This is a genomic window from Lysobacter antibioticus (assembly GCF_001442535.1).
In the GTDB taxonomy this organism is placed as follows: domain Bacteria; phylum Pseudomonadota; class Gammaproteobacteria; order Xanthomonadales; family Xanthomonadaceae; genus Lysobacter; species Lysobacter antibioticus.
Genome location: NZ_CP013141.1, coordinates 3,282,030 through 3,302,246, shown reverse-complemented (window position 1 = coordinate 3,302,246; position 20,217 = coordinate 3,282,030). Strand labels below are relative to the sequence as shown.

At 67.1% G+C, this 20,217-nt stretch carries 17 protein-coding genes; 6 read left to right on the top strand and 11 right to left on the bottom strand.

The genetic code is table 11. The features are described 5' to 3' along the window. Positions 1-229 precede the first annotated feature (229 nt). The 9 genes from GLA29479_RS13290 to GLA29479_RS13250 all read right to left on the bottom strand — a co-directional run bounded on the left by GLA29479_RS13290 (position 230) and on the right by GLA29479_RS13250 (position 9,416). Entirely contained in the window at positions 230-1,315 is a 1,086-nt protein-coding gene (locus GLA29479_RS13290) for an IS30 family transposase (protein WP_082638210.1), read from the bottom strand. A gap of 284 nt (positions 1,316-1,599) precedes the next feature. Next, on the bottom strand, positions 1,600-2,523 hold the full coding sequence (locus GLA29479_RS13285) for an alpha/beta fold hydrolase (RefSeq protein ID WP_057971879.1): 924 nt from the start codon (positions 2,521-2,523) through the stop codon (positions 1,600-1,602). Between the two features lie 226 nt (positions 2,524-2,749). Beyond that, on the bottom strand, positions 2,750-5,128 hold the full coding sequence (locus GLA29479_RS13280; RefSeq protein ID WP_248842733.1) for a penicillin acylase family protein: 2,379 nt from the start codon (positions 5,126-5,128) through the stop codon (positions 2,750-2,752). Between the two features lie 138 nt (positions 5,129-5,266). Beyond that, complete coding sequence (locus tag GLA29479_RS13275; RefSeq protein WP_057971877.1) at positions 5,267-6,118, bottom strand: helix-turn-helix domain-containing protein; 852 nt, start codon at positions 6,116-6,118, stop codon at positions 5,267-5,269. A 212-nt stretch (positions 6,119-6,330) separates the two neighbouring features. After that, a complete protein-coding gene (locus tag GLA29479_RS13270) occupies positions 6,331-6,543 on the bottom strand; it encodes a DUF6289 family protein (protein WP_057971876.1) in 213 nt (70 codons plus the stop codon). 272 nt (positions 6,544-6,815) lie between these two features. Further along, positions 6,816-7,118: a DUF6958 family protein gene (locus tag GLA29479_RS13265; RefSeq protein ID WP_057917993.1), complete on the bottom strand. Its 303-nt coding sequence runs from the start codon at positions 7,116-7,118 to the stop codon at positions 6,816-6,818. After that, positions 7,111-7,671: a GFA family protein gene (locus GLA29479_RS13260; protein WP_057971875.1), complete on the bottom strand. Its 561-nt coding sequence runs from the start codon at positions 7,669-7,671 to the stop codon at positions 7,111-7,113. Before GLA29479_RS13260 ends, GLA29479_RS13265 begins: the two co-directional genes overlap by 8 nt. Further along, a complete protein-coding gene (locus GLA29479_RS13255; RefSeq protein ID WP_211264984.1) occupies positions 7,668-8,372 on the bottom strand; it encodes a TetR/AcrR family transcriptional regulator in 705 nt (234 codons plus the stop codon). The genes GLA29479_RS13260 and GLA29479_RS13255 overlap by 4 nt, the downstream gene beginning before the upstream one ends. A gap of 27 nt (positions 8,373-8,399) precedes the next feature. After that, complete coding sequence (locus tag GLA29479_RS13250) at positions 8,400-9,416, bottom strand: sugar kinase (protein WP_057971873.1); 1,017 nt, start codon at positions 9,414-9,416, stop codon at positions 8,400-8,402. 202 nt (positions 9,417-9,618) lie between these two features. On the opposite strand from GLA29479_RS13250, the gene GLA29479_RS13245 reads away from it, so the two are divergent. Further along, the gene (locus GLA29479_RS13245; RefSeq protein WP_057971872.1) at positions 9,619-12,444 is read left to right on the top strand and encodes a TonB-dependent receptor; all 2,826 of its coding nucleotides are present in this window, start codon (positions 9,619-9,621) and stop codon (positions 12,442-12,444) included. A 116-nt stretch (positions 12,445-12,560) separates the two neighbouring features. Then, positions 12,561-13,385, top strand: coding sequence for a rhamnogalacturonan acetylesterase (locus GLA29479_RS13240; protein WP_211264983.1), 825 nt, complete (start codon positions 12,561-12,563; stop codon positions 13,383-13,385). Here the strand turns inward: GLA29479_RS13240 and GLA29479_RS13235 are convergent. Next, positions 13,382-15,007: a carboxylesterase/lipase family protein gene (locus GLA29479_RS13235; RefSeq protein WP_057971871.1), complete on the bottom strand. Its 1,626-nt coding sequence runs from the start codon at positions 15,005-15,007 to the stop codon at positions 13,382-13,384. The two genes, GLA29479_RS13240 and GLA29479_RS13235, sit on opposite strands and share 4 nt — an antisense overlap. 7 nt (positions 15,008-15,014) lie before the next feature. Continuing rightward, on the bottom strand, positions 15,015-16,349 hold the full coding sequence (locus GLA29479_RS13230) for a pectate lyase family protein (RefSeq protein WP_057973194.1): 1,335 nt from the start codon (positions 16,347-16,349) through the stop codon (positions 15,015-15,017). A gap of 183 nt (positions 16,350-16,532) precedes the next feature. Between GLA29479_RS13230 and GLA29479_RS13225 the strand changes: the two genes are divergently transcribed. The 4 genes from GLA29479_RS13225 (at position 16,533) to GLA29479_RS13210 (ending at position 20,182) form a co-directional block, all read left to right on the top strand. Further along, positions 16,533-17,369: a 2-keto-4-pentenoate hydratase gene (locus GLA29479_RS13225; protein ID WP_057917999.1), complete on the top strand. Its 837-nt coding sequence runs from the start codon at positions 16,533-16,535 to the stop codon at positions 17,367-17,369. After that, the gene (locus GLA29479_RS13220; RefSeq protein ID WP_057971870.1) at positions 17,366-18,358 is read left to right on the top strand and encodes a TRAP transporter substrate-binding protein; all 993 of its coding nucleotides are present in this window, start codon (positions 17,366-17,368) and stop codon (positions 18,356-18,358) included. Before GLA29479_RS13225 ends, GLA29479_RS13220 begins: the two co-directional genes overlap by 4 nt. Positions 18,359-18,422: 64 nt before the next feature. Then, on the top strand, positions 18,423-18,899 hold the full coding sequence (locus GLA29479_RS13215; RefSeq protein ID WP_057971869.1) for a TRAP transporter small permease: 477 nt from the start codon (positions 18,423-18,425) through the stop codon (positions 18,897-18,899). Beyond that, positions 18,899-20,182, top strand: coding sequence for a TRAP transporter large permease (locus tag GLA29479_RS13210; RefSeq protein WP_057918002.1), 1,284 nt, complete (start codon positions 18,899-18,901; stop codon positions 20,180-20,182). The genes GLA29479_RS13215 and GLA29479_RS13210 overlap by 1 nt, the downstream gene beginning before the upstream one ends. The last annotated feature ends 35 nt before the right edge of the window (positions 20,183-20,217 follow it).

Below are 20,217 nucleotides of genomic sequence, written 5' to 3'. Positions count from 1 at the left end.
AGCCGCGACCGCGCTATGGCGGGTTTGCGGCGCATTGCGCAAGCAAGGTCAGGATCTGCTGAGGCTGCGACGGCTCAAAGGGTAGGAGCGGCGCGAGCCGCGACCGCGTTATGACGGGTTTGCAGTGCATCGCTCAAGCAGGGTCAGGATCAAACGCTAAGGGCTTCCGCCACTAAAGCGGCGGGTTACTTTCTTTTGTCATAAGCAACAAAAGAAAGGTAATGCACTGTCAACGTCTAAGTGCAGCAAACGAGTCGAAAACACTCTGACGAACCTTCGCGGCTAACTCAGGCATGCCCAGCTCACGCAAGAACACCACCGCCGGGAATTGATAGCCCAACGACGCCCGTGGCCGCGTGTTGAACTCATGAGCGATTCGATCCAATTGCCGTTGCGTGTAGCCCGACAGATCGGTGCCCTTCGGAAAATATTGCCGGAGCAGACCGTTGGTGTTCTCGCAGATGCCGCGCTGCCAAGGACTGCTTGGGTCAGCGAAGTAGACCGATACGTTGGTGCGCTGGGTCAATACCCGATGCAGCGCCATCTCCTTGCCCTGGTCGTAGGTCAGCGTCTGCCTCGCCGATAGCGGCAAACGACGCAGCACCCGGCTGAATCCCTCCAGCGCGTCAGCGGCCGTGCAACCACGCATCCGCGCCAGCACCGTGAACAGGGTCTTGCGGTCCACCAGCACGCCGATCGCCGAAGCGTTGCGTGCGCCGACCAGGAAATCGCCTTCCCAGTGGCCGGGCACCAGGCGTTCGGTGGCGGCGGGCGGACGCAGGTGAATACTCTGCACATCCAGCATCCGACCGCGCCGCTCCGGGCCCCGTGCGGACGAATGGCGGGCAGCGCGCTGCTGCTTCAGTAAACGAGTCAGCTCCCGCCGAATGGGGCCACGGGGCATGGCATAAATCGCCGTATAGATGGTCTCGTGCGACACCCGCCACTCCGGTCGGTCAGGATATTCTTCGCGCAGTCCCTGGCTGATCTGACGTGGCGACCAATAACGTGCCAGTCGCCGCTGCACCTCCAGCCACAAGGCACTGTCGGCGCTCAGCTTGCGCTCGCGTCGCGCTCGACGGCGCAAGCGCCGCGCCCGTTCGCCAGCACGAACCGCATCATAGCCTCGCCGGGGTCGACCCAGCGCCGGGGTGGGCCCCGGCGTACGCACCCCATTGCGGGCCAATTCGCGCGACACGCTGCTATCGGCACGCCCCAACATTCGGGCGATAGCGCGGCCGCTATGGCCATGCTGCTTCATGGCCATGAGCACACCGCGTTCTTCGGCGCTGAAGTGGCTGTACTGGGTTCCCATGCGCTGACCTCAAGGGTGGGTGATGCGCTTGAGGTTAGACAGTGCATAACCAAAGAAAAATGCTTCTTTTTGAATCACAGGCCCGCACGAGCGTTGCCAACGCAGGGCTTTTTCATACGGGACATCCCTGTCCCGATGAAAAACGGCGCGCATCCCTGCGCGCCGCCCTTCGGGTCTTCGATTGCCTTCGCTAGTGCGAAGCTACGCACAGCAACAGCAACAGCAACGGCAACGCTGCAACGGTCTCGCGGCGTATTGCCCTGCAAGACCGATATCAACCGTCCTCAGAAGAAGCCCGCCGGCATCGGCGGCGTCGCATCGTCGAGGAAAGGCAAGGTCGCGGCCACGACGGTCTCGGCTTCAGCCATGATGCCGATGTGGGAGGTGCCGGGCAGGACCAACAGGCGGGCCGGCGGTGGGGCCGACAGGAAGCCTTGCGCCGCAAGCGCAGGCGCGCCGCCGCCGCGCATCCGGAACATCTCGACGCCGTGTTCCGGGCCCATGATGTCGTAGTCGCCCATGATGATCATGGTCTTGTGCTTCAGCGCCTTCATGCCGGTGCCCCAGTCGAAGGGCGTGGCATCGAGCACTTTCAGCTTCTCGACGAGCACGGGAAAATCCTCTCGCCTGGGTGCGAGCCGGTCGTACTCCTTTCGGATCGGCGTGTTGTCGAACACCGCAGGCGTGATCTGTCCGATGCCTGCCAACACTTCCTTGTAGGCCGCATCCAAGCGGGTGCCCGCCGAGGCGGTGACCAGTTTCGCGACCTTGGCCGGATGACGGATGGCGAGCTGGATGGCGGCGCCGCCCCCCATCGAATAACCGAAAACGTCGGCCTGCTTCACGCCCGCTGCGTCGAGTACGGCAGCGGCGTCGTCGGCCAAGGCTTCGTAAGTGATCGGGCCCGGGCCATCGCCGGTGCGGCCGTGTCCGCGTTGGTCCAGAACGATCACCGGACGCGTGCGGGCGAAACGATCGACGATGGCGGCCATGGTATCGGCCGACATATAGGCGCCGTGCAAGACCAGCAGCGGGGCCTGGGCCGATTTCAGGTCGCCGACGATGTCGTAGTGAATAACCAAGTCGTCGCGTTTGACGAGGGCGGCCCGTTTGGCGGGCGCTGCTGCCTGCGACGGTTCGGCCGCCAACGCGGTGGCGGCCGGCGCGGCGAACAGCGCCAAGCCGGTCAACACGGCCGCGGCCAGCAATCGACAACCGGAATGAGACAGAGACATGGGGCTCCTTTATAGGTTCGGTGAAAGTATCGGGTGGGTGTATGGGTTCATCGGGGATTGGATCGTCGGCCCCGTCGTCGGCAATCCGGAACGACCGATCTATGGATTAGACGAACGGGGAATCGGCAATTCGACATGCCCTCGATATTCCGAGTCGTCGGCCAGCCGATGCCCAGGCCGTTACGGCGGCGCCAGACCGTCAAGGCCTGCGTTCGGGCGTCAGTACCAGCGAGTAGATTGCAGGACCCGGCAGGAACGGCGAGCGCCGCCCCTGCACCCAGTCGTCGTGCCCGCGCCCCCAGAACGGCGAGAACAGGTGGCCGCTCTGCCCTCCCGGCATGTGGGCGATGCCCAAGTCTTCGTGCCCGGGCGATACCACCATGCGTTCGGTGGCGCCGAAGGCCGGGCCCTGCACGCGCGGCATGCCGCTGTCGCCAGGCAACGGATCGCGCGGCATGCACAGCAGGCGCTTGCCCAGCAGCGGTACGGCCGAGGCCAAGGGGTGGCATATCGCCGCGGTATTCCGCTCGCCCCAGGTGCGCTGCGCAAGCGCTCCCTGGCCGGACAGTTCCTGCTGTACTTCCTGCGCCGCATCCTCGAACAGCGCCTCCCAGGACGGATAGCGCCGCGACAACAGATGCTTCGGCTGGGCCGTCGCCAAGGGCCAGGCCACGCCTTCGAACTGCGGCAACTGCGGCATGACGAAACGGTGCTGCATCGCCGCCTGGGCCGGTGCCGTCAGGCCATCGAGGATGCGCGCATGCACGGCCAGGCGCCAAGCGCGTACCAACCGATAACTCACCGAGTCCGTGCTCGCGCGTCCCTCCCAGCGAACGGCCGCCTGGGCGAGCGCGGCCAACGCGGAATCGCTGCGGCCGCGACGCGCCTGGGCCTGCATCAACTCCCACCATGGCGTCAGCATCAATGCCCGGTCGTCGAGCTGCACAGCCAGGAGATCGGCTTCATCGAAACCCGGCCGCTGCTGCAAGGCATCGCGTATCTGTGTTGCGCGTGCGCCGTGCGAATAGCCGCCATCGCCTATCCGGTTCAACGATGCGGCGTCCAGGGTGCGGTTGTTGGCGGTCCACAAGCGATGGTTCGGCGGGTCGAGGATGAAGGGCGCAGTGGACTCGGCCGAAGCGCTCGCACAGCTTCTGTGCATCGAACTCTCCGGACCGGCCTGCGCCGTCGCTGGTTCGATCGACGCTCGCTCGGTTCCGGGCCATCGGCAATCGCTTGAGTCGTGCGCGGCAATGGTGGGGCCGATCAGGGTCCAGGCGATCCGGCCGTGGCGATCGGCCAGCATCAGATTGGCCGTGGGCAGGCCCACCGAGCGGGCCAGGGACAACGCCTCGCGCACGTCGCGGGCGCGGTGGAGCGTCGCCAGATCGAGGTTGAGGCCTTCCGGGCGATAGGCGGTCCAGTGCAGTTGCATCGGTGGCTGGCCGATCGCATCGACGATCAGGGGGCCGCGTTGGTCGTCGAGCACCCGGAGCACGACCGGGTCGCGCCCCTTGACCCGAATGATTTCCACTGCGGGTTTGCGCTGCAGCAACGCCGTGCAGCCGCTCGCGTCCTTGCCCCCGCAATGCGGATCCCAATCGAGCGTGTCCGCATAGCCGTTGGTGAACCCCCAGGCGACCTTGCCGTTGCTGCCTGCGATGACCACGGGCAAGCCCGGCAGGGTGAACCCGGAAACGTCCACCCGCGCGGTTTCGTGCGCGTAACGCAGCCGCGCCCGGAACCACACGTTCGGAACGCTCAGCCTGGAGTGCATGTCGTCGGCCAGGATCGCGCGCCCATCGCGGGTCAGCGCCCCCGCGACTGCGAAGTTGTTGCTGCCCGGTGTGCCGCTGGTATCCAGCGCGGCCGGACGCTGGCGAACCGGGCCCGGCAGTTTGCGCAGATCCACGGCGTCCGCATCCGGCAGCACGGCGTCGCCGCGGGCCTGTCCTTGCAGCGGTGCGTCCCAGCGGGTTCCGTCGCGCAGCAGCAGATCGAACACGGCCGCAGGCAGGTGCGGCCGCATGGAGCGCAACGCGGCCTCGCGCCCGTTGGAGGCATCCTGCAGATTGACGTACATCGCATACCCCGCCAGCGCCGAGTCCTCCGCTCGCCATGGCTGGGGCGCCTGGCCCAGCAGCAGATAAGGCCAAGGCCGCACCTTCAAATGCGCCAGCCCGGCGTTCACGCCCTCGGTGTAGGCACGCAAGGCATCCGCGTGCGTGCCGGCGAAGGCATCGGACTGGAGCCGCGCGCGATGACGGAAACGATGGATCCGGCGCTTGCGGTCGCCATCGAGCATGGAGGGGCCCAACAGTTCGGCCAATTCGCCGGCGGCGGTGCGGCGCATCAGATCCATTTCGAAGTAACGCTCTTGGGCATGGACATAGCCCAAGGCACGCGCGGCGTCGCGCTCGTTGGCGGCGTCGATGGTGACGACGCCATTGCGGTCCCTCGCCACTTCGACTGCGCCGGAAAGTCCGGCCAGCTCCAGCCGCCCGTCCAAGGTCGGCAGGCTGCCGCGTAGCAACCACCAGGCCGCTAACGCCAGCAAGGCGAGCAGCGATGCCAGCATCCATAGGATCGACCGCAACCGCTTCGCCATTTCGCCCCGCCGATGAAGATGTCGATCCGCCGCTGTGGCGGAGAGGAATTATTCTGCCCCTGCGCTGCAGCGCCGGGCCATACCCGGGTTATCGCCGCCCTGCCCCGCTCAAGGATGGTTGCGCCGGCCCTGCTCTGGCTCCGGTTCCCAGCTGGCTTGCGGCCATCGCCTGGAAAGCATCGCCTTTTGCAGCGACTGCGCTGTCGCCTGGTCGGCCGATAGGAAGGTCTCGATGATCAGTTCGCATAGCGTCACGTCGACGGGGTTCTTGAACATCGTCGTGGCGCTGACGAAGGACAGCACGCCGCAAGGCGTGCGCAGTTGCATGGGGATGGCGAAGCCCTGCACGGACGATGCGAGCGCATTCGGCGCCGGGCCGGGGTAGCCGCTCAGCTCTTCATGCAAGGCGTGAAGCACGGGGTCGGCGGTGGCGCCGACTTGCCTGCGCAGGCGATGAAGCAGATGCGCACGCCATTGCCCGAGGTTGACGATCCGCGGCGCCAAGCCCTGCGGGTGCAGGCTCAGACGCAGCACATTGAGCGGCGGCCGCAGCAGGAACGGGGCGATGTTTCCGTCGTGCAAAGGGCCCAGTGCGCGATTACGCGCCAGCAAGTTCCAGTGCCGGTCGACAGCGATCGCCGGATACGGTTCGTGGCCGCGCAGTACCAGCTCCACGGTGTCGCGAGCCGGTGCGAGAGCCGGGTCGTCCTGGATGCGGTGTTCGGGATAGATCGCCGACCACCCGCCCGCCCTCATCAGCACGTTGCGTTCGCGCGGCGGCACCTCGAGGCGATCGGCCAAGCGCATCAGCATCGTCCGGCTCGGCTGCGAACGGCCGGTCTCGATGAAGCTCATGTGGCGCGCAGAGGTATCCGCGAGCTCGGCCAGATTCAACTGGCTGAGACCGCGGCGCTGGCGCCAATCGCGGATGAGTTCGCCTACGGGTCGGATCGCGTTCATGCGGCAACGATAGCCAGGGCGCAGGCGTTGGCCATTACCTGCGGGGTAAGCGACATGGCCGCCCCACTGGTCGCATCGGTGTGCGCTGCGTCGCGCTGCGTCGCGCGGTGTCGAGCGCATGCGATCGCGCTTGCGCCCAGGCGCAAAGAAGTCGCCCGGACGCCCCGGGCGACTCCTGTTCTTACAGGCGCTGCCGGCCTACCTGCGAGCGTTTACATCACGCAGCCGGCATACACCTTCGACTTGTTGGTGACCACGCCCCAGCCCGGATCGCCGCAGGCGGCGGGCTGGCGTATGCCGACGACCGTGCCGGCAGCGTCGTAGTACACGACCGAACAGAAACAACCGGCGGAACTGCTGGCTGCGCCGGCGCCGGCGGACATGGCCAACAGGGGCCCCAATACGATCAACTTGAAGCGATGCATCGCACTCCTCCCTTGGCATTCTTGCGACAGGGTGCCGCGCTGGGAAGATACAACGAGCCAGGCGCGCGGCGACTGCCGATGCAGCCAAGGCCCGATTACGCGATTGCCGACGCAGTCGAGTTGTGAGCGCGATCATGAAGCCGGCGATGCGGTGCAACAACGGCGTCGACGTTCCCGCCTCGTCGTCAGGGCAACGCGCACAAGGCCAGGCCCGAGGTTTCGTGCCTGACCGTCGAGGCCGTCCGCCCCGCCCCCGCCCTGTTGCAGACCGGTCAGCGCTTGCTCGGCAGGTATAACTGGACGGGCTTGTCCGGCGCCCGCTGGATGATGCCTTTGGCTTCGAGGTCGAGTTGCACGGCTTTCAGCCACCAACCCGCGGTCTCGCCTTGCGGGAACAGATCGTCGGGCAGTCGCGGCAGCAAGGCCTGTTTCGCATCCGCGACCTTCAGCCCGGGCGGCTTGCCCGGCAAGACGGCCAGGAGCGCCTTGCGCATCGCCAGGTATTTCGCGCGATCGACCCGGGTGGTACGGCCGGGACTGTTGACGTTCTCGATTTCGATCTTGTCGTCAGGCATCGAGCTTCTCCTTCACTTCGATCTTCGGATTGCGCAATCCCATGGCGATCCAGGCGCCGAGCAGCTTGGCGTAGAACGACAGCGATTGGCTTTTCAAATTCGGGATGTCGTTCGGCAACTGCGAGGTATCGGCCAGATCGCCCGTCATCGTTCGCATCTGCGCTTTCGGCCGGGTTGCCTGCGGCCACAGATGCAGGTACACGCTGAGCCAGTGCGCGCCCTTGAGTTCGAGAAACACCGGCGTATTGCAGCAGGTGGCGACGACGCGGCGCGTACCCGCATCGGCCGACAAACGGAACTCGGCGAGGCGCTCGGCACCGGAGACGACGCGGATGCGGTCCTTTCGGTATTCGGCGCAAGGCGTGGCGCCATACGAGGTGCGGATGTCGCGGGCGCCGGGCAGCGCGGCGAGACGCGCGGCAGCCGCGTTGCAACTGTCGCATAAGCATTCCGATACCAGGATCGGTGCCCCGCTCGCTTCCAGGCGGGTACGTCCGCAGGCGCATCCGATCACCGTGGTCGCTGCGTTGGCGCCTGGCTCGGTTCCGCTCATGTGGGCTGTTCCTGTGCGAGATGAAACAGGTGCCGGATGTACCGGTCGAGATGGTCGAGGCTTTCGCGTGCGAGCTCGGCATCGTTGCCCGCCTTGGCGAGGACGAACCCGCCCTGGATCACGGTCTGGGTGTGGCGCGCGAGGCTGGCCGCGGTCCAGTCCTCGCCGATGCCGTGATCGCGCCGCGCCGTTTCGATGTCGGCCTCGAGCGTGGCGGCGTGGCCGAAAATGCTGCGGCCGCAGGCATCGCGGATGTCGGCGGAACTGGCGTAGACCTCCTGTGCCATGGTCCCCACCAGGCAACTGAACTCGGCTATCTCACCGACGATGATCGCCTTGCGGAACGCGACATAGGCCAGGACGCGTTGCAGTGCGTCGGCCGGTCGGTGGTACGGCGCGGCGGCGAAGAAATCGCGGGTGGTCTCGGCCCAGAACTCGGCCGCGGCGACGCCCAAGGCGTCTTTGCTGCCGAAATGATGGAAGAACGCGCCCTTGGTGACGTCGGCCGCCCTGCAGATATCGTCCACGGTGGTGGCGGCGAAACCCTTGGCGCGGATGACGTCCCGCGCGGCTTCCAGGAGCCGGGTGCGGGCGTTGCCGCGTTCGGGCGATTGCTTGGTCGGTCGGGCCATGATGCGAACATACCATATGGTCGGTATGTGTAAACCGGGCGGTTCGGCAAGCCCGCAAGGCGCCCGCACTCCCTCTCGCAAGGCGCTCAGGCCGCCCTAGCGACGGACGTGGAACCCGCCGCCGGCGATCAAGTCGTTGACGTCCTGGGCGCTGACGAGGTTGAAGTCGCCGGGCACGGAATGCTTCAGGCTCGCGGCGGCCAAGGCGAAGCTCAGGCTGTCTTGGTCGCTCATCCCGTCCAACAAGCCATGCAGGAAGCCGGCCGCGAAGGCGTCGCCGGCACCGATCCGATCGACGATGCCGTGCAGTTCCCGCGAGGCGGTATGCAGGACGCCGCCGTCGCGATGGAACAGCGACGCCGACAGCAAGTGACGGTCGACATCGCGTTGCTCGCGCCGCGTGCAGGCCAGCCGTTGCAGGTTCGGAAACGCCTCGAACGCGAGCCGCGCCGCCACGGCCGTGTCGTCGCTGGACACTCCGCTGGCCTTGGCCCCGAGCACGACCGCGATGTCGCGGTGATCGGCGAACGCGAGGTCGGCCAGGCTCATCAGGGTGTGCAGGATCGGCGCCGGGTTGCACTTCGACTCTTGCCATAGCGAAGCGCGGAAATTGCCGTCGAAGCAGACACGGACGCCGGCATCGCGGGCGGCACGCGCGGCGACGATGGCGGCTTCCGCGCCGGGTTCGCCGAGCGCAGGCGTGACCCCGGACAAATGCAGCCAGGAGGCGCCGGCGAGCAAGGCCGGCCAATCGTAGGGCAGCGTCCCTGCGAGCGCGAACGCCGAGCCGGCGCGGTCGTAGAGCACCCGGCTGGGGCGTTGTATCGCCCCGGTTTCCAGGAAGTACAGCCCCATCCGGCCGGCTCCGGTCAGTACCGCCCGGGTGTCGACGCCGTGGCGCCGCAGTTCGCCGCGTGCGGCGTCGCCGAGCGGGCTGTCCGGCACCACGCTGACCATGGCCGCCTCGTGTCCGAACCGGGCCAGGGACACGGCCACATTGGCCTCGGCGCCGCCGACATGCACCTCGAATTGCGGCGACTGCAACAGCCGCTGGCGTCCGGGCGCGCCGAGCCTGAGCAACAGCTCGCCGAAACATACGACTCGTCCGCTCATACCACCCCCGTCAGAATGATCCGCCGGCCGATCGTGACCGGCCTCCCACAAGCGTTTGCGCACCGCAGCATGCTGTTCGGTCAAGCTTTTGTTAGGGTTTTGACCAGCGGTGTCATTTTTGTTCAGGGGACACCATATCAGGCGCAGCAAGCCCGTCAAGGCCGGTTCCTAAGCGGTCTGGCACCTTCGGAAGGGGAGAGGAATGCAAGTGCAACTAGAGACCAGAAAGACACCGGTTACCGTGCTCGCCGCCGCCATCGCGCTGGGGCTGTCGATGTCGCCATCGACAGGGTACGCGCAACAATCGGCGCAACCGGCCCAGGCCGGTGCCGAGTCGGCTCCAGCAGAATCGGCTCCAGCAGAATCGGCGCCGCTCGAAGACGCCAAGAATCTCGATGCCGTAGTCGTCACCGGCTTCCGCGCCAGCCTGCAGCAGGCGCTGGACATCAAGCGCGAGGAAGTCGGCGTGGTCGACGCCATCGTCGCCGAGGACATCGCCGACTTCCCCGATCTCAACCTGGCCGAGTCGTTGCAGCGCATTCCCGGTGTGTCGATCGCGCGCGACGCCGGCGAAGGCCGGCAGATCTCGGTGCGCGGCCTCGGGCCCGACTTCACTCGCGTGCGCATCAACGGCATGGAGGCGCTGACCACCGCCGGCGGCACCGACAGTTCCGGCGGCGCCAATCGCGGCCGCGGTTTCGATTTCAACGTCTTCGCCTCGGAGTTGTTCAACAGCCTGAAGGTGCGCAAGACTGCCTCGGCCGACGTCGAGGAAGGCTCGCTGGGCGCTACCGTGGACCTGCAGACCGCCCGCCCCTTCGACTACGACGGCCTGACCTTCGTCGCCGGCGGCCAACTGGGCTTCAACGATCTCTCCAAGGACATCGATCCGCGCGCCACTGCGCTGATCAGCAACACCTGGGCCGATGGCCGCTTCGGCGCCCTGCTCTCGGTGGCCTACACCGACCGGCGCCTGGTCGAGGAAGGCCACAGCACCGTGCGCTGGGACAACGGCCCGAGCAGCGGCGGTTTCGCTGCGAGCTCGCCGTTCGCCGCGGCCCGGCTACCTGGCACGTTTCATCCGCGCATCCCGCGTTACGGCGTGATGGAGCACGACCAACAGCGCCTCGGCATCACCAGCGCCCTGCAGTTCAAGCTCAGCGACAAGACCGAGTTCGGCCTGGACCTGCTCTACGCCAAGTTCGACGCGACTCGCACCGAGAACTTCCTCAACGGCATTTCCTTCAGCCGTACCGGCACCGGCAAGCCACAGACCGTGGTCCTCGACGGCGAAGTCGACGCACGCGGCAACCTGGTCTACGGCCGCTTCAACAACGTCGACGTGCGCTCGGAAGCGCGCTACGACGAGCTCAGCACCAAGTTCAGCCAGGCCAATTTCTACGGCGAGCACAAGTTCAGCGACGACTTCGCGGTGAGCGGACAGATCGGCCGGGCCAAGTCGGAGTTCGACAACCCGATCCAGACCACGATCACCCTCGATCGCAGCAACGCGCAGGGCTATGTCTACGATTACCGCGACAGCAGTCGCCTGCCTATCATCGACAACGGTTTCGACGTCAACGACCCCGCTGCCTGGAGCTTCGCCAACGGCGTTTCCGAGATCCGTCTGCGCCCGCAGGCCTCGGAAAACACCTTCGATAACCGTCAACTGGATTTCCGCTGGACGATCGCGCCGGGGTTCAAGCTCAAGGGCGGCATCCAGTCGAAGAAATACCAGTTCGACAGCAGCGAAATGCGCCGTGTCTCCGAGCTGGCCGTGCCGTCGTTACCGGCCGGCACCCGCCTGGCCGACCTGACCCGCTCGGTCGCCCTGCAGGGCACCAGCGTCGGTGGCGCCAACGATTCGCGCTGGCTGATCCCGGACATCGGCGCCTTCGACCGGCTGTTCGACATCTACAGCAACTCCGGCACCTTCGCGCTTTCGCCGGACGTGGCCAGCGCCCGCGGCAACAATCGCAGCGTCGAGGAGAAGGACCTGGGCTATTACCTGCAGACCGATTTCTCGACGAACCTGGGCGAGATCCCGATCAGCGGCAACTTCGGCGTGCGCCACGTCAAGACCAAGCAGTCTTCGACCGGCTTCGCCCTGGCCGGCACCACCCCGGTATTGACCACGGTCGAGCGCGAATACAACGACACCCTGCCCTCGTTGAACCTGGTCGCCGATATCACTCCGGACTTCCTGATCCGCTTCGGCGCGGCCAAGGTGATGTCGCGGCCGGGCCTGGCCAACCTGACGCCCGGCGTGACGGTGAGCGTGAGCGGCGGCAACCGCGTCGTGGCCGGCGGCAATCCCCTGCTCGACCCGTTCCGCGCCAAGACCTACGACCTGGGCCTGGAGTGGTATTTCGCCGAAGAGGCCCTGCTCGGCGTCGGATTTTTCTACAAGAACATCGACAGCTTCGTGCAGACCTCGCGCGAGATCCGCCCTTACAACAGCTCCGGTCTGCCCAACGAGCTGTTGGCGGGTACCGGCGCGCTGCCGACCGACGAGTTCCAGTTCAATATTCCGGTCAACACGCCGGGCGGCAAGCTGCGCGGCGTCGAGTTCAGCTATCAACAACCCTTCAGCTTCCTGCCTGGCTTCTGGAACGATTTCGGCGTGCAGTTCAACTACACCTACGTCGATTCGAAAATCCAATACGTCACCGCCGCCGGCGCCTCGGCGCTCAAGACCGACCTGGTCGGGCTGTCCAAGAACGCCTACAACGCGACCCTGTACTACGAAGGCGAGCGTTTCAGCGCCCGCGTCTCGGCCGCCTACCGCGACGATTACCTGACCACGGTGCCGGGCCGCAACAACGCCGACGTCGAGGGCACCAAGGGCACCACCACCATCGACATGTCGGCGTCGTGGAAGATCAACGACAAGCTGGAGCTGACCCTGGAAGGCCTCAACCTGACCGACGAATACAACGACCAGTGGGTGGATTCGCTCGCCGATCGCGTCTCGGTCTATCACCACACCGGCCGCCAGTACTTTCTCGGACTGCGTTTCAAGTTGTAAGGCGCCGCCTCGCGACGCGAACCGGTGCGGCTCGCTGGAACGAGTCGCACCGGCTGCGACGGCCGCGCAGAGCTTTCGCGCTCGACCGAGCCCTTCCCCTTCTCATCGGTGCTTCGATGCATAGCTTGTCGTTGCGTGGCCTGCTGTTGTTCGCTTGTCTGACCTGGTGGCCTATGACGGCCTGCGCCGATCCGGTGCCGACCGTGTTCCTGGCCGGCGACTCGACCATGGCGATCAAGCGCGCCGAGAAGCGCCCCGAGACCGGCTGGGGCGAGGCGTTCGAGGCGCAGTTCCAGGCGGGCCGGATCAGGCTCGACAATCGCGCCATGAACGGTCGCAGCACGCGCAGCTTCATCGAGGAAGGACGCTGGCAGGATTTGCTCGACGAGGTCGGCGCGGGCGATTACGTACTCATCCAGTTCGGCCACAACGACCAATCCAGCAACAAGCCCGATCGCTACACCCCGCCGGCCGACTACCGGCGCAACCTCGAACGTTTCGTCGATCAGGTCCGCGAGCGCGGCGCCACCGCGATCCTGCTGACGCCGGTGGCGCGGCGCCGTTTCGACCGGGCCGGCGCAGTCGTCGACAGCCATGGCGAGTACCCCGGCCTGGTCCGGCAGGTCGCGGGCGAACGCGCGGTGGCGTTGATCGACATGGAGCGGCGCAGCCAGGCCGTGCTCGGCGCATGGGGCGATGCGGGCTCCAAGGCCTTGTTCCTGTGGCTGCAACCCGGCGAGCACGGCAACTACCCCGAAGGCTTGCGCGACGACACCCATTTCTCGCCCGTGGGCGCGCGATGCATGGCCGCGGAAGTCGCCGATGGCCTGAGTCTGCTCGGCCTGCCCTTGAGCGCAGCGCTGAGGCCACCGGCACGGTGCCTGCGGCCGGTTCCAGCCGGGGCCGCAACGCCTCGGCCGGGCACGGCTTTGCGAGGCTAGAACGTCCCGCGCTGCACGAACGGCACGCGCTCATAAAGCCTGCGCTCGCCGGCGCGCGGATCCTCGACCAGACGCGGCCGCACATCGAACAACAGGGTTTCGCGCCGCTGCAGCGAGTACGGCGCCCAGGCCGGCAAGCCGTCGTGATTCGGGTCGCCGTGCCGCGCCAAGGCGATCAAGGCATCGCTCATGCGCGCCGCGAGCGCCCGTGCCTGTGCGTCGTCGCCGGTGCGCGAGCCGGCTTGTCCGGTGTTGTCGAACATCAGGGCGATGTCGAGCGTATGCATGGCACCCCATCGCCCGCCGTCGAGCGGCGAACCCCAGTCCAGTTGATAGACCCAGGTCGGTGCGCCCTGGCGCGCCCGGGTCTCGGCCTCGATGATCGCTGCGCGCCACGAGCGGCCGGCGGTGGTCGCGGCGAAGAAGATCTGCGACGGCGTGTAGTCGGGATACAGGCGGCGGTATTCGGCGACCACCGTGTCCGGGTCCAGGTCGACGTACTGGTGCTCGCGCAGTTTGCCGGGCAGTTCGTCCCAGCCCAGGGCGAGGCTGGCCGCATCGCCGGCGAGGAAGGCACGGGTTTCGTCGCGGGTGTTGCCGATCACCATCGGGATCGCGGCCGATTGTGCGGGCGCGTCGGGATAGAAAGGATGCCGGTGCAGCGATTTCGCATCCAGCACCGGCCCGAAATACAGCGCGGTGTCCTCGATCCGCGAAAGATCGCGCAGCGACGTCGCCTCGACCAGGGTCTGCAGCGGCAGAGCCCGCAGCCGCGAGAGCTCTTCCGGCGCGATCTTCAGCGCATCGAGCAGGTGTTGCGCACGCTGCGTCGCGGCGCGCGGCCCGGCCGCGGTGACCTGTTGCCCGCTCGTGGTCAGGGCACGGTGAAACAATCCTTGCGCCGCAGGCATCGCCATCAAAGTGGCGATCTTGGCGCCGCCGCCGGACTGGCCGAACAGGGTCACGTTGCCGGCGTCGCCGCCGAACTCGGCCGCGTGTTCGCGCACCCAGTGCAGGGCCTGGATCAGATCGAGTTGGCCGACATTGCCGGACCAGGCGTAGTCGTCGCCGCCGAGCTGTGCCAGATACAGATAGCCGAAAGCGTTCAAACGATGATTGAGGGTAATCACCACGACGTCGCCGCGGCGGCACAGACGCACGCCATCGTAGAGCGGGCTGCTGCCCGAGCCGCTGTCGTAGCCGCCGCCGTGGAGATACACCAGCACCGGCCGCGCGAGGCCGTCGCGCAGCGCCGGAGTGAACACGTTCGCGTACAGGCAATCTTCGCTGATGCGGGCATCCGGTTTGCGTTGCGGCGCCGAAGCCGCGTGCACGAGCGCATCGCGAACGCCGTGCCAGGGCCGCTCGCGCAGCGCCGGCATGAAGCGGCGCGCGGAGGTGTCGGCGCCGTAGGGAATGCCCTTGAAGACGAGCACGCCGCGATCGCGATAGCCGCGCACGCGGCCGCTGCGGGTCGCGGCGACCGGGGTCTCCGTGCTCGGATGCGCAAAGGCCGCCGATGACGGGGCTGTAGCGGCCGCCACGGCCGCGGACGGCAGGCAGGCGCCGGCCAGCGCGCCTGCGAGCGCCTTCAAGCTGTCGCGGCGTCCGGGATCCGGCATCGCGGCCTCAGCGCAAGGGCGCGCGGCGCGGCAGCGGTTTCAACGGCTCCATCGTCGCCAGGTCCCAGTCCGCGGCGACGAAGGCTTGCCGGACCGGCTCGACCTTCGGATAGCCGCCGACCTCGTTCTCGCTATCGATGATCTTGCCGCGTCCTTCTACGGTGTCGGCCAGGATGCGGCGATCGATGTCGTCGCGGTCCCAGGGCCGCGCACCGGCATTCGCGACCACCGCGTCCTGCACCTGCGATGCCGGCAGCAGACGCATGCCGAACGGCAGCGCCGGCGCCTGTTTCATTTCGGTCACCGCGAGCGGCGTCGTGGTATAGCGGCCGACTTGCGGCAGGGGCCGGCCGAGCCGGTCGACCGCGATGTTGTCGTCCGCGTAATAGGCCAGGTCGCCCGAGCCGCCGACCATGAGCAAGGCGACGTCCTCGGTCGATGGGCCGGCACGCATCACATTGCCGCGCAGCACCATCTCGCCGCTGGAATAAGCGTGGCCCAGCCATTCCTCGGCGATCAGGTTGTAGTGCAACGCCCGCTGCCCCGGATCGTAGATCAGGTTGTTGAGGACCTGGCCGCGCGCCCCGCCCTTGAACAGCGGATTGCGCTCGTAGTTGTGCGCATACAGGTTGCCCACGATCAGGACATCGTTGACGTGGTCGTGGATCAAACTGCCCTTGGAATGCTCGCCCTTGCCGTGGGTGGCGTTGGCCAGGCCTTCGGCGATCAGGTTGTTGCTGAAGGTGATGCGCCTGGAGGCGGCCTGCATCCACTCGGCCTCGCTTTCGCCGGCGAAACGCGTGCTCGAGGCCGACAGGTTTTCGTCGGTGGCCCAGGTCAGCGAGCAATGATCGACGATCACGTCGTGGGCGCCGCGCACGGTATTGATGGCGTCGAAATCCACGCCCGCGCGTTTTTCCAGCCCGGCTTCTCCGGGCCGTATCCGGATATGGCGCACGACCACATCGTGAGTGGCGATGGTCAGGCCGCCACGAATGAAGGTCACGCCCGGTTGCGGCGCGGTCTGCCCGGCGATAGTCAGGTAAGGCTCGCTGATGCGCAGTTCCTTACGGGCCAGATCGATCACGCCGGCGACCTCGAACACGACGATGCGCGGGCCGGGCGTCGCCACCGCTTCGGCGAACGAACCGGGGCCCTCGCTGGCCAGGGTCGTGACCCTCAGGATCTTGCCGCCGCGCCCTGCCGGCGTATGCGCCGCCCAACCCATGGCGCCGGGGAAGGCCAAAGCCCGCGCGGCGCCATCGGCGGCGGAGCTCGTCGAGGGCTGCGCCGTTGCGATGCCGGCGATCGCGGCGAATATCGCCAGCAGAACACTGCGCACCGCCCTGCTGCCGTGCCTGCGTCCATCGTTTTCCGCCGCCTTGCCGCCGATGCCTTGCCCCACCTCGCCACTCCCCATCGCGCCCTCCCAGGTCTGATCCGAGCATACGCCGGATTGTCAATGACACCGGTTTCCTATACAACACCCGGACGCACAATCGAGCCCCGGGGGGACCGTTCAGGCATGCCAACACACCCGTTCGATGACCAGCGCGACGAGCTGGCGATCGCGATCCGTCTGGTGCGAGCCCGCTGGGAGGCGAAGGCGCTTGCGGCCTATCCAGGCCTGCAACCGCAGACTCTGGACGCCGGCTACCGGGTCCAGGACCAGGCCATCGCGCTATGGCGGCAAGCCGTCGCGGGCTGGAAAGTCGGGCGCATTCCGGACGCCTGGCAAGCCACGCTCGGCGAAGACCGCCTGGTCGGTCCGATCTTCGCCGGCGCGGTACAGAATGTCCCGGGGGGACAAACGGGGCGCTTCGCGGTGATCGAGCATGGCTTCGCCGCGATCGAGGCCGAATACGTATTCACCCTCGGCAGCGATGCTCCCGCCGGCAAAACCGAGTACAGCGCAGACGAAGCCGCGGAACTGGTCGCTTCCCTGTCGATCGGCATCGAACTGGCCGGCAGCCCCTTGGCGTCGATCAATCTGCTCGGCCCGGCGGTGGTGGTATCGGATTTCGGCAACAACGCCGGCCTGATCGTCGGCCCGGCGATCGCCGACTGGCGCCGGCTCGACGATCGCGAACTGACCTGCGAAAGCTTCATCGACCAGCGACCGGTCGGAACCGGCGGCGCCGCTTGCATACCCGGCGGGCCGCTGGCGGCCTTGGCCTTTGCCCTGGGGCGTTGCGCGCGGCGCGGCTATCCGCTGAGCGCCGGCATGCACGTCACCACTGGCGCGGCCACCGGCATTCACGACATCCTCGCCGGTCAGTCCGCCTGCGTGGACTTCGGTCGTTGGGGCCGCCTGGCCTGCGAGACCACCACCGCCACCGCGACGATGGAGAGCCGGTCATGACCACGCGACGCAAATTCCTGCTCGGCCTCGGCGCGGCCGGTCTGTCGGCGGGCGCGGCTTCCACCTCATGGGGCGGCGACGGCGCGCGCGTGCTCACCGCCACCGACGTCCACGTCAAGGACTATCCCACCGTCGCCGCGGTCGACTGGATCGGCCGCCAACTCGAGGACGCGACCGGCGGACGTCTGCGCCTGCGCATGTACCACTCCGGCCAGCTCGGCCGCGAGTCCGAGGCGATCGATATGGCGCGTTTCGGCGCCATCGACATCACCCGCGTCTACAGCGGCGCCCTCAATAACGCCTTTCCGCTGACCCAGGTTTTGTCGCTGCCCTATGTGTTCGACTCGGTCGCGCACCTGCGCCGGGTGCTCGACGGCGCGGTCGGCGCGCAGGTCCTGCGCGGCTTCGCTGCGCGCGAACTGGTCGGCCTGGCGATGTACGACTGCGGAGCGCGCTGCTTCTACAACGTGCGCCAGCCGATCCGCACGCCGGCCGACATGCGCGGACTCAAGTTCCGCGTACCGTCGTCGGACATCTTCATGCGCATGATCCGCCTGCTCGGCGGCAACCCCACGCCCCTGGCCTACGGCGAAGTGTTCTCGGCCCTGCAGACCCATTTGATCGACGGCGCCGAGAACAATCTGCGCAGCTTTCATTCGAGCCGGCAGTTCGAGGCCGCCCGGCATTGGTCGCAGAGCGAGCATTCCTATGCGCCGGACGTGCTGCTGATGTCGAAACGCAGTCACGACGCATTGGCGCCGCGCGATCGCGGCTTGCTGCTGGAGATCGCCCGCGCCTCGGTGGCGGTAATGCGGCGCCTGTGGGACGAATCCGAGGCGGTCGCGCGGCGCTCGCTGTTCGAGGCGGGCGTGCGCATGAACGACTGCGACCTGCCCGCCTTCCGCAAGGCGGTGGCGCCGCTGTTGGACGACTACCACCGCGTGCCAGCGCTCGAAGCGCTGTACCGCGACGTACGCTCACTGGCTTGAGGCCCTACCCGTGAATGAAGCACGCGATGTCGATCCGCAGGTCCTGTCCCCCACGTCCAGCGGCATGCTGGACCGTATCGCCGCTCTTGCCGTCGCCGTCGCCGGCGCCGCCCTGGTCGGCATGGTGGCGGTGCAGGCGGTGCAGGTGTTCGCCCGTTATGTACTCAACGATTCGCCGGGTTGGACCGAGCCGGTCGCGCTGATCCTGCTCAACACGGCGATGAGTTTCGGCGCCGCGGCCGGCGTGCATCGCGGCTCGCACTTCGGCTTCTTCATCCTGCTGCATGTCGTGCCGCCACCGCTGCGGCGGTTCCTGACCGCCCTGTCGCAAACGGTGATCGCGGTCATCGGCGCCGCACTGGCGTTCTGGGGCGGCGAACTGCTGCTCGACGGGCTGGACATACCGATGGCCGGCGCGCCCTTGCCGCAAAGCGCCGCGTTCGCGCCGATGGCGATCGGCGGCGCATTGATGAGCGTGTTCGCGCTGCAACGCATCGCGCAGGTGTATGCGCCGTCGTCCCGTATCGAAGGGAGCCCCTGATGGAAGTCACGATCCTGTTCGGCGTGTTCGCCGTGCTGTTGCTGATCGGCGTGCCGGTCGCCTATTCGCTGTCGTCGGCGGCGCTGGCGACGCTGATGTACATCGGCCTGCCGCCGATCGTGGTGGTCCAGCAGACCGCCGCGGGCGCCGGTTCGGCTTCGCTGATCGCGATCCCGCTCTTCATCTTCGCCGGCGAGATCATGCTGCGCGGCGGCATCTCCGAGCGTCTGATCGGCCTGGCCTCGGCCCTGGTCGGGCATTTGCGCGGCGGCCTGGGCCAGGTCAGCGTGCTGTCGTCGCTGTTCTTCGGCGGCGTCTCGGGTTCGGCCATCGCCGACGTATCGGCGATCGGCGGGGCGATGATCCCGCAGATGGTCAAGCGCGGCTTCGACCGCGATTTCGCCGTCAACGTCACCATGACCGCGGCGATGGTGGCCCTGCTGGTGCCGCCCTCGCACAACCTGATCCTGTACTCGGCCTCGGCCGGCGGCAGCATCTCGATCGCCGACCTGTTCGCCGCCGGCATCGTGCCGGCGCTGCTGATGACCGTAACCCTGATGGTGACCTGCTGGATCATCGCGCGGCGCCGCGGCTATGCCATCGAGCCGTTCCCGGGCTTCGGCATCGTGCTGCGCCGTTTCGTCTCGGCCCTGCCCGGGCTGCTGCTGGTGGCCTTGATCTTCGTCGGCATCCGCGCCGGCATCTTCACCGCGGTGGAAAGCGCGGCGATCGCGGTGGTCTATGCATTGCTGGTCACCACCCTGGTGTACCGCAAGCTGCGCTGGAAGGATTTCCTGGAGACGGTCGCCGGCGCCGCCCGTACCACCGGCATGATCCTGTTCGTGATCGCCTCGGCGGCGTCGTTCGGCTGGCTGCTGGCCTATCTGCAGGTGCCCAGCGCCGCGGTCGAGGCCCTGACCGGGCTGACCACCGACAAGAACCTGCTGCTGTTGCTGATGATCCTGATCCTGCTGGTGCTCGGCACCTTCATGGACCTGGCGCCGATGATCATCATCTGCACGCCGATCTTCCTGCCCCTGGCCAAGGCCATCGGCGTCGACCCGGTGCACTTCGGCATCATCCTGATCCTCAAGGGCGGCATCAGCCTGATTTCGCCGCCGCTGGGTTCGGTACTGTTCGTCGGCACCGCCATCGGCCAGATCAGCATCGGCGAGACCTTGCGCACGATCTGGCCGTTCTGGCTGTCCGCGCTCGGCGTCTTGCTGGTGGTGACCTTCGTGCCGGAACTGTCGCTGTGGCTGCCGGCCTTGCTGAAGCATTGAGCACGGGTGCGGACCGTCGCCGCAGGCGGACGCGG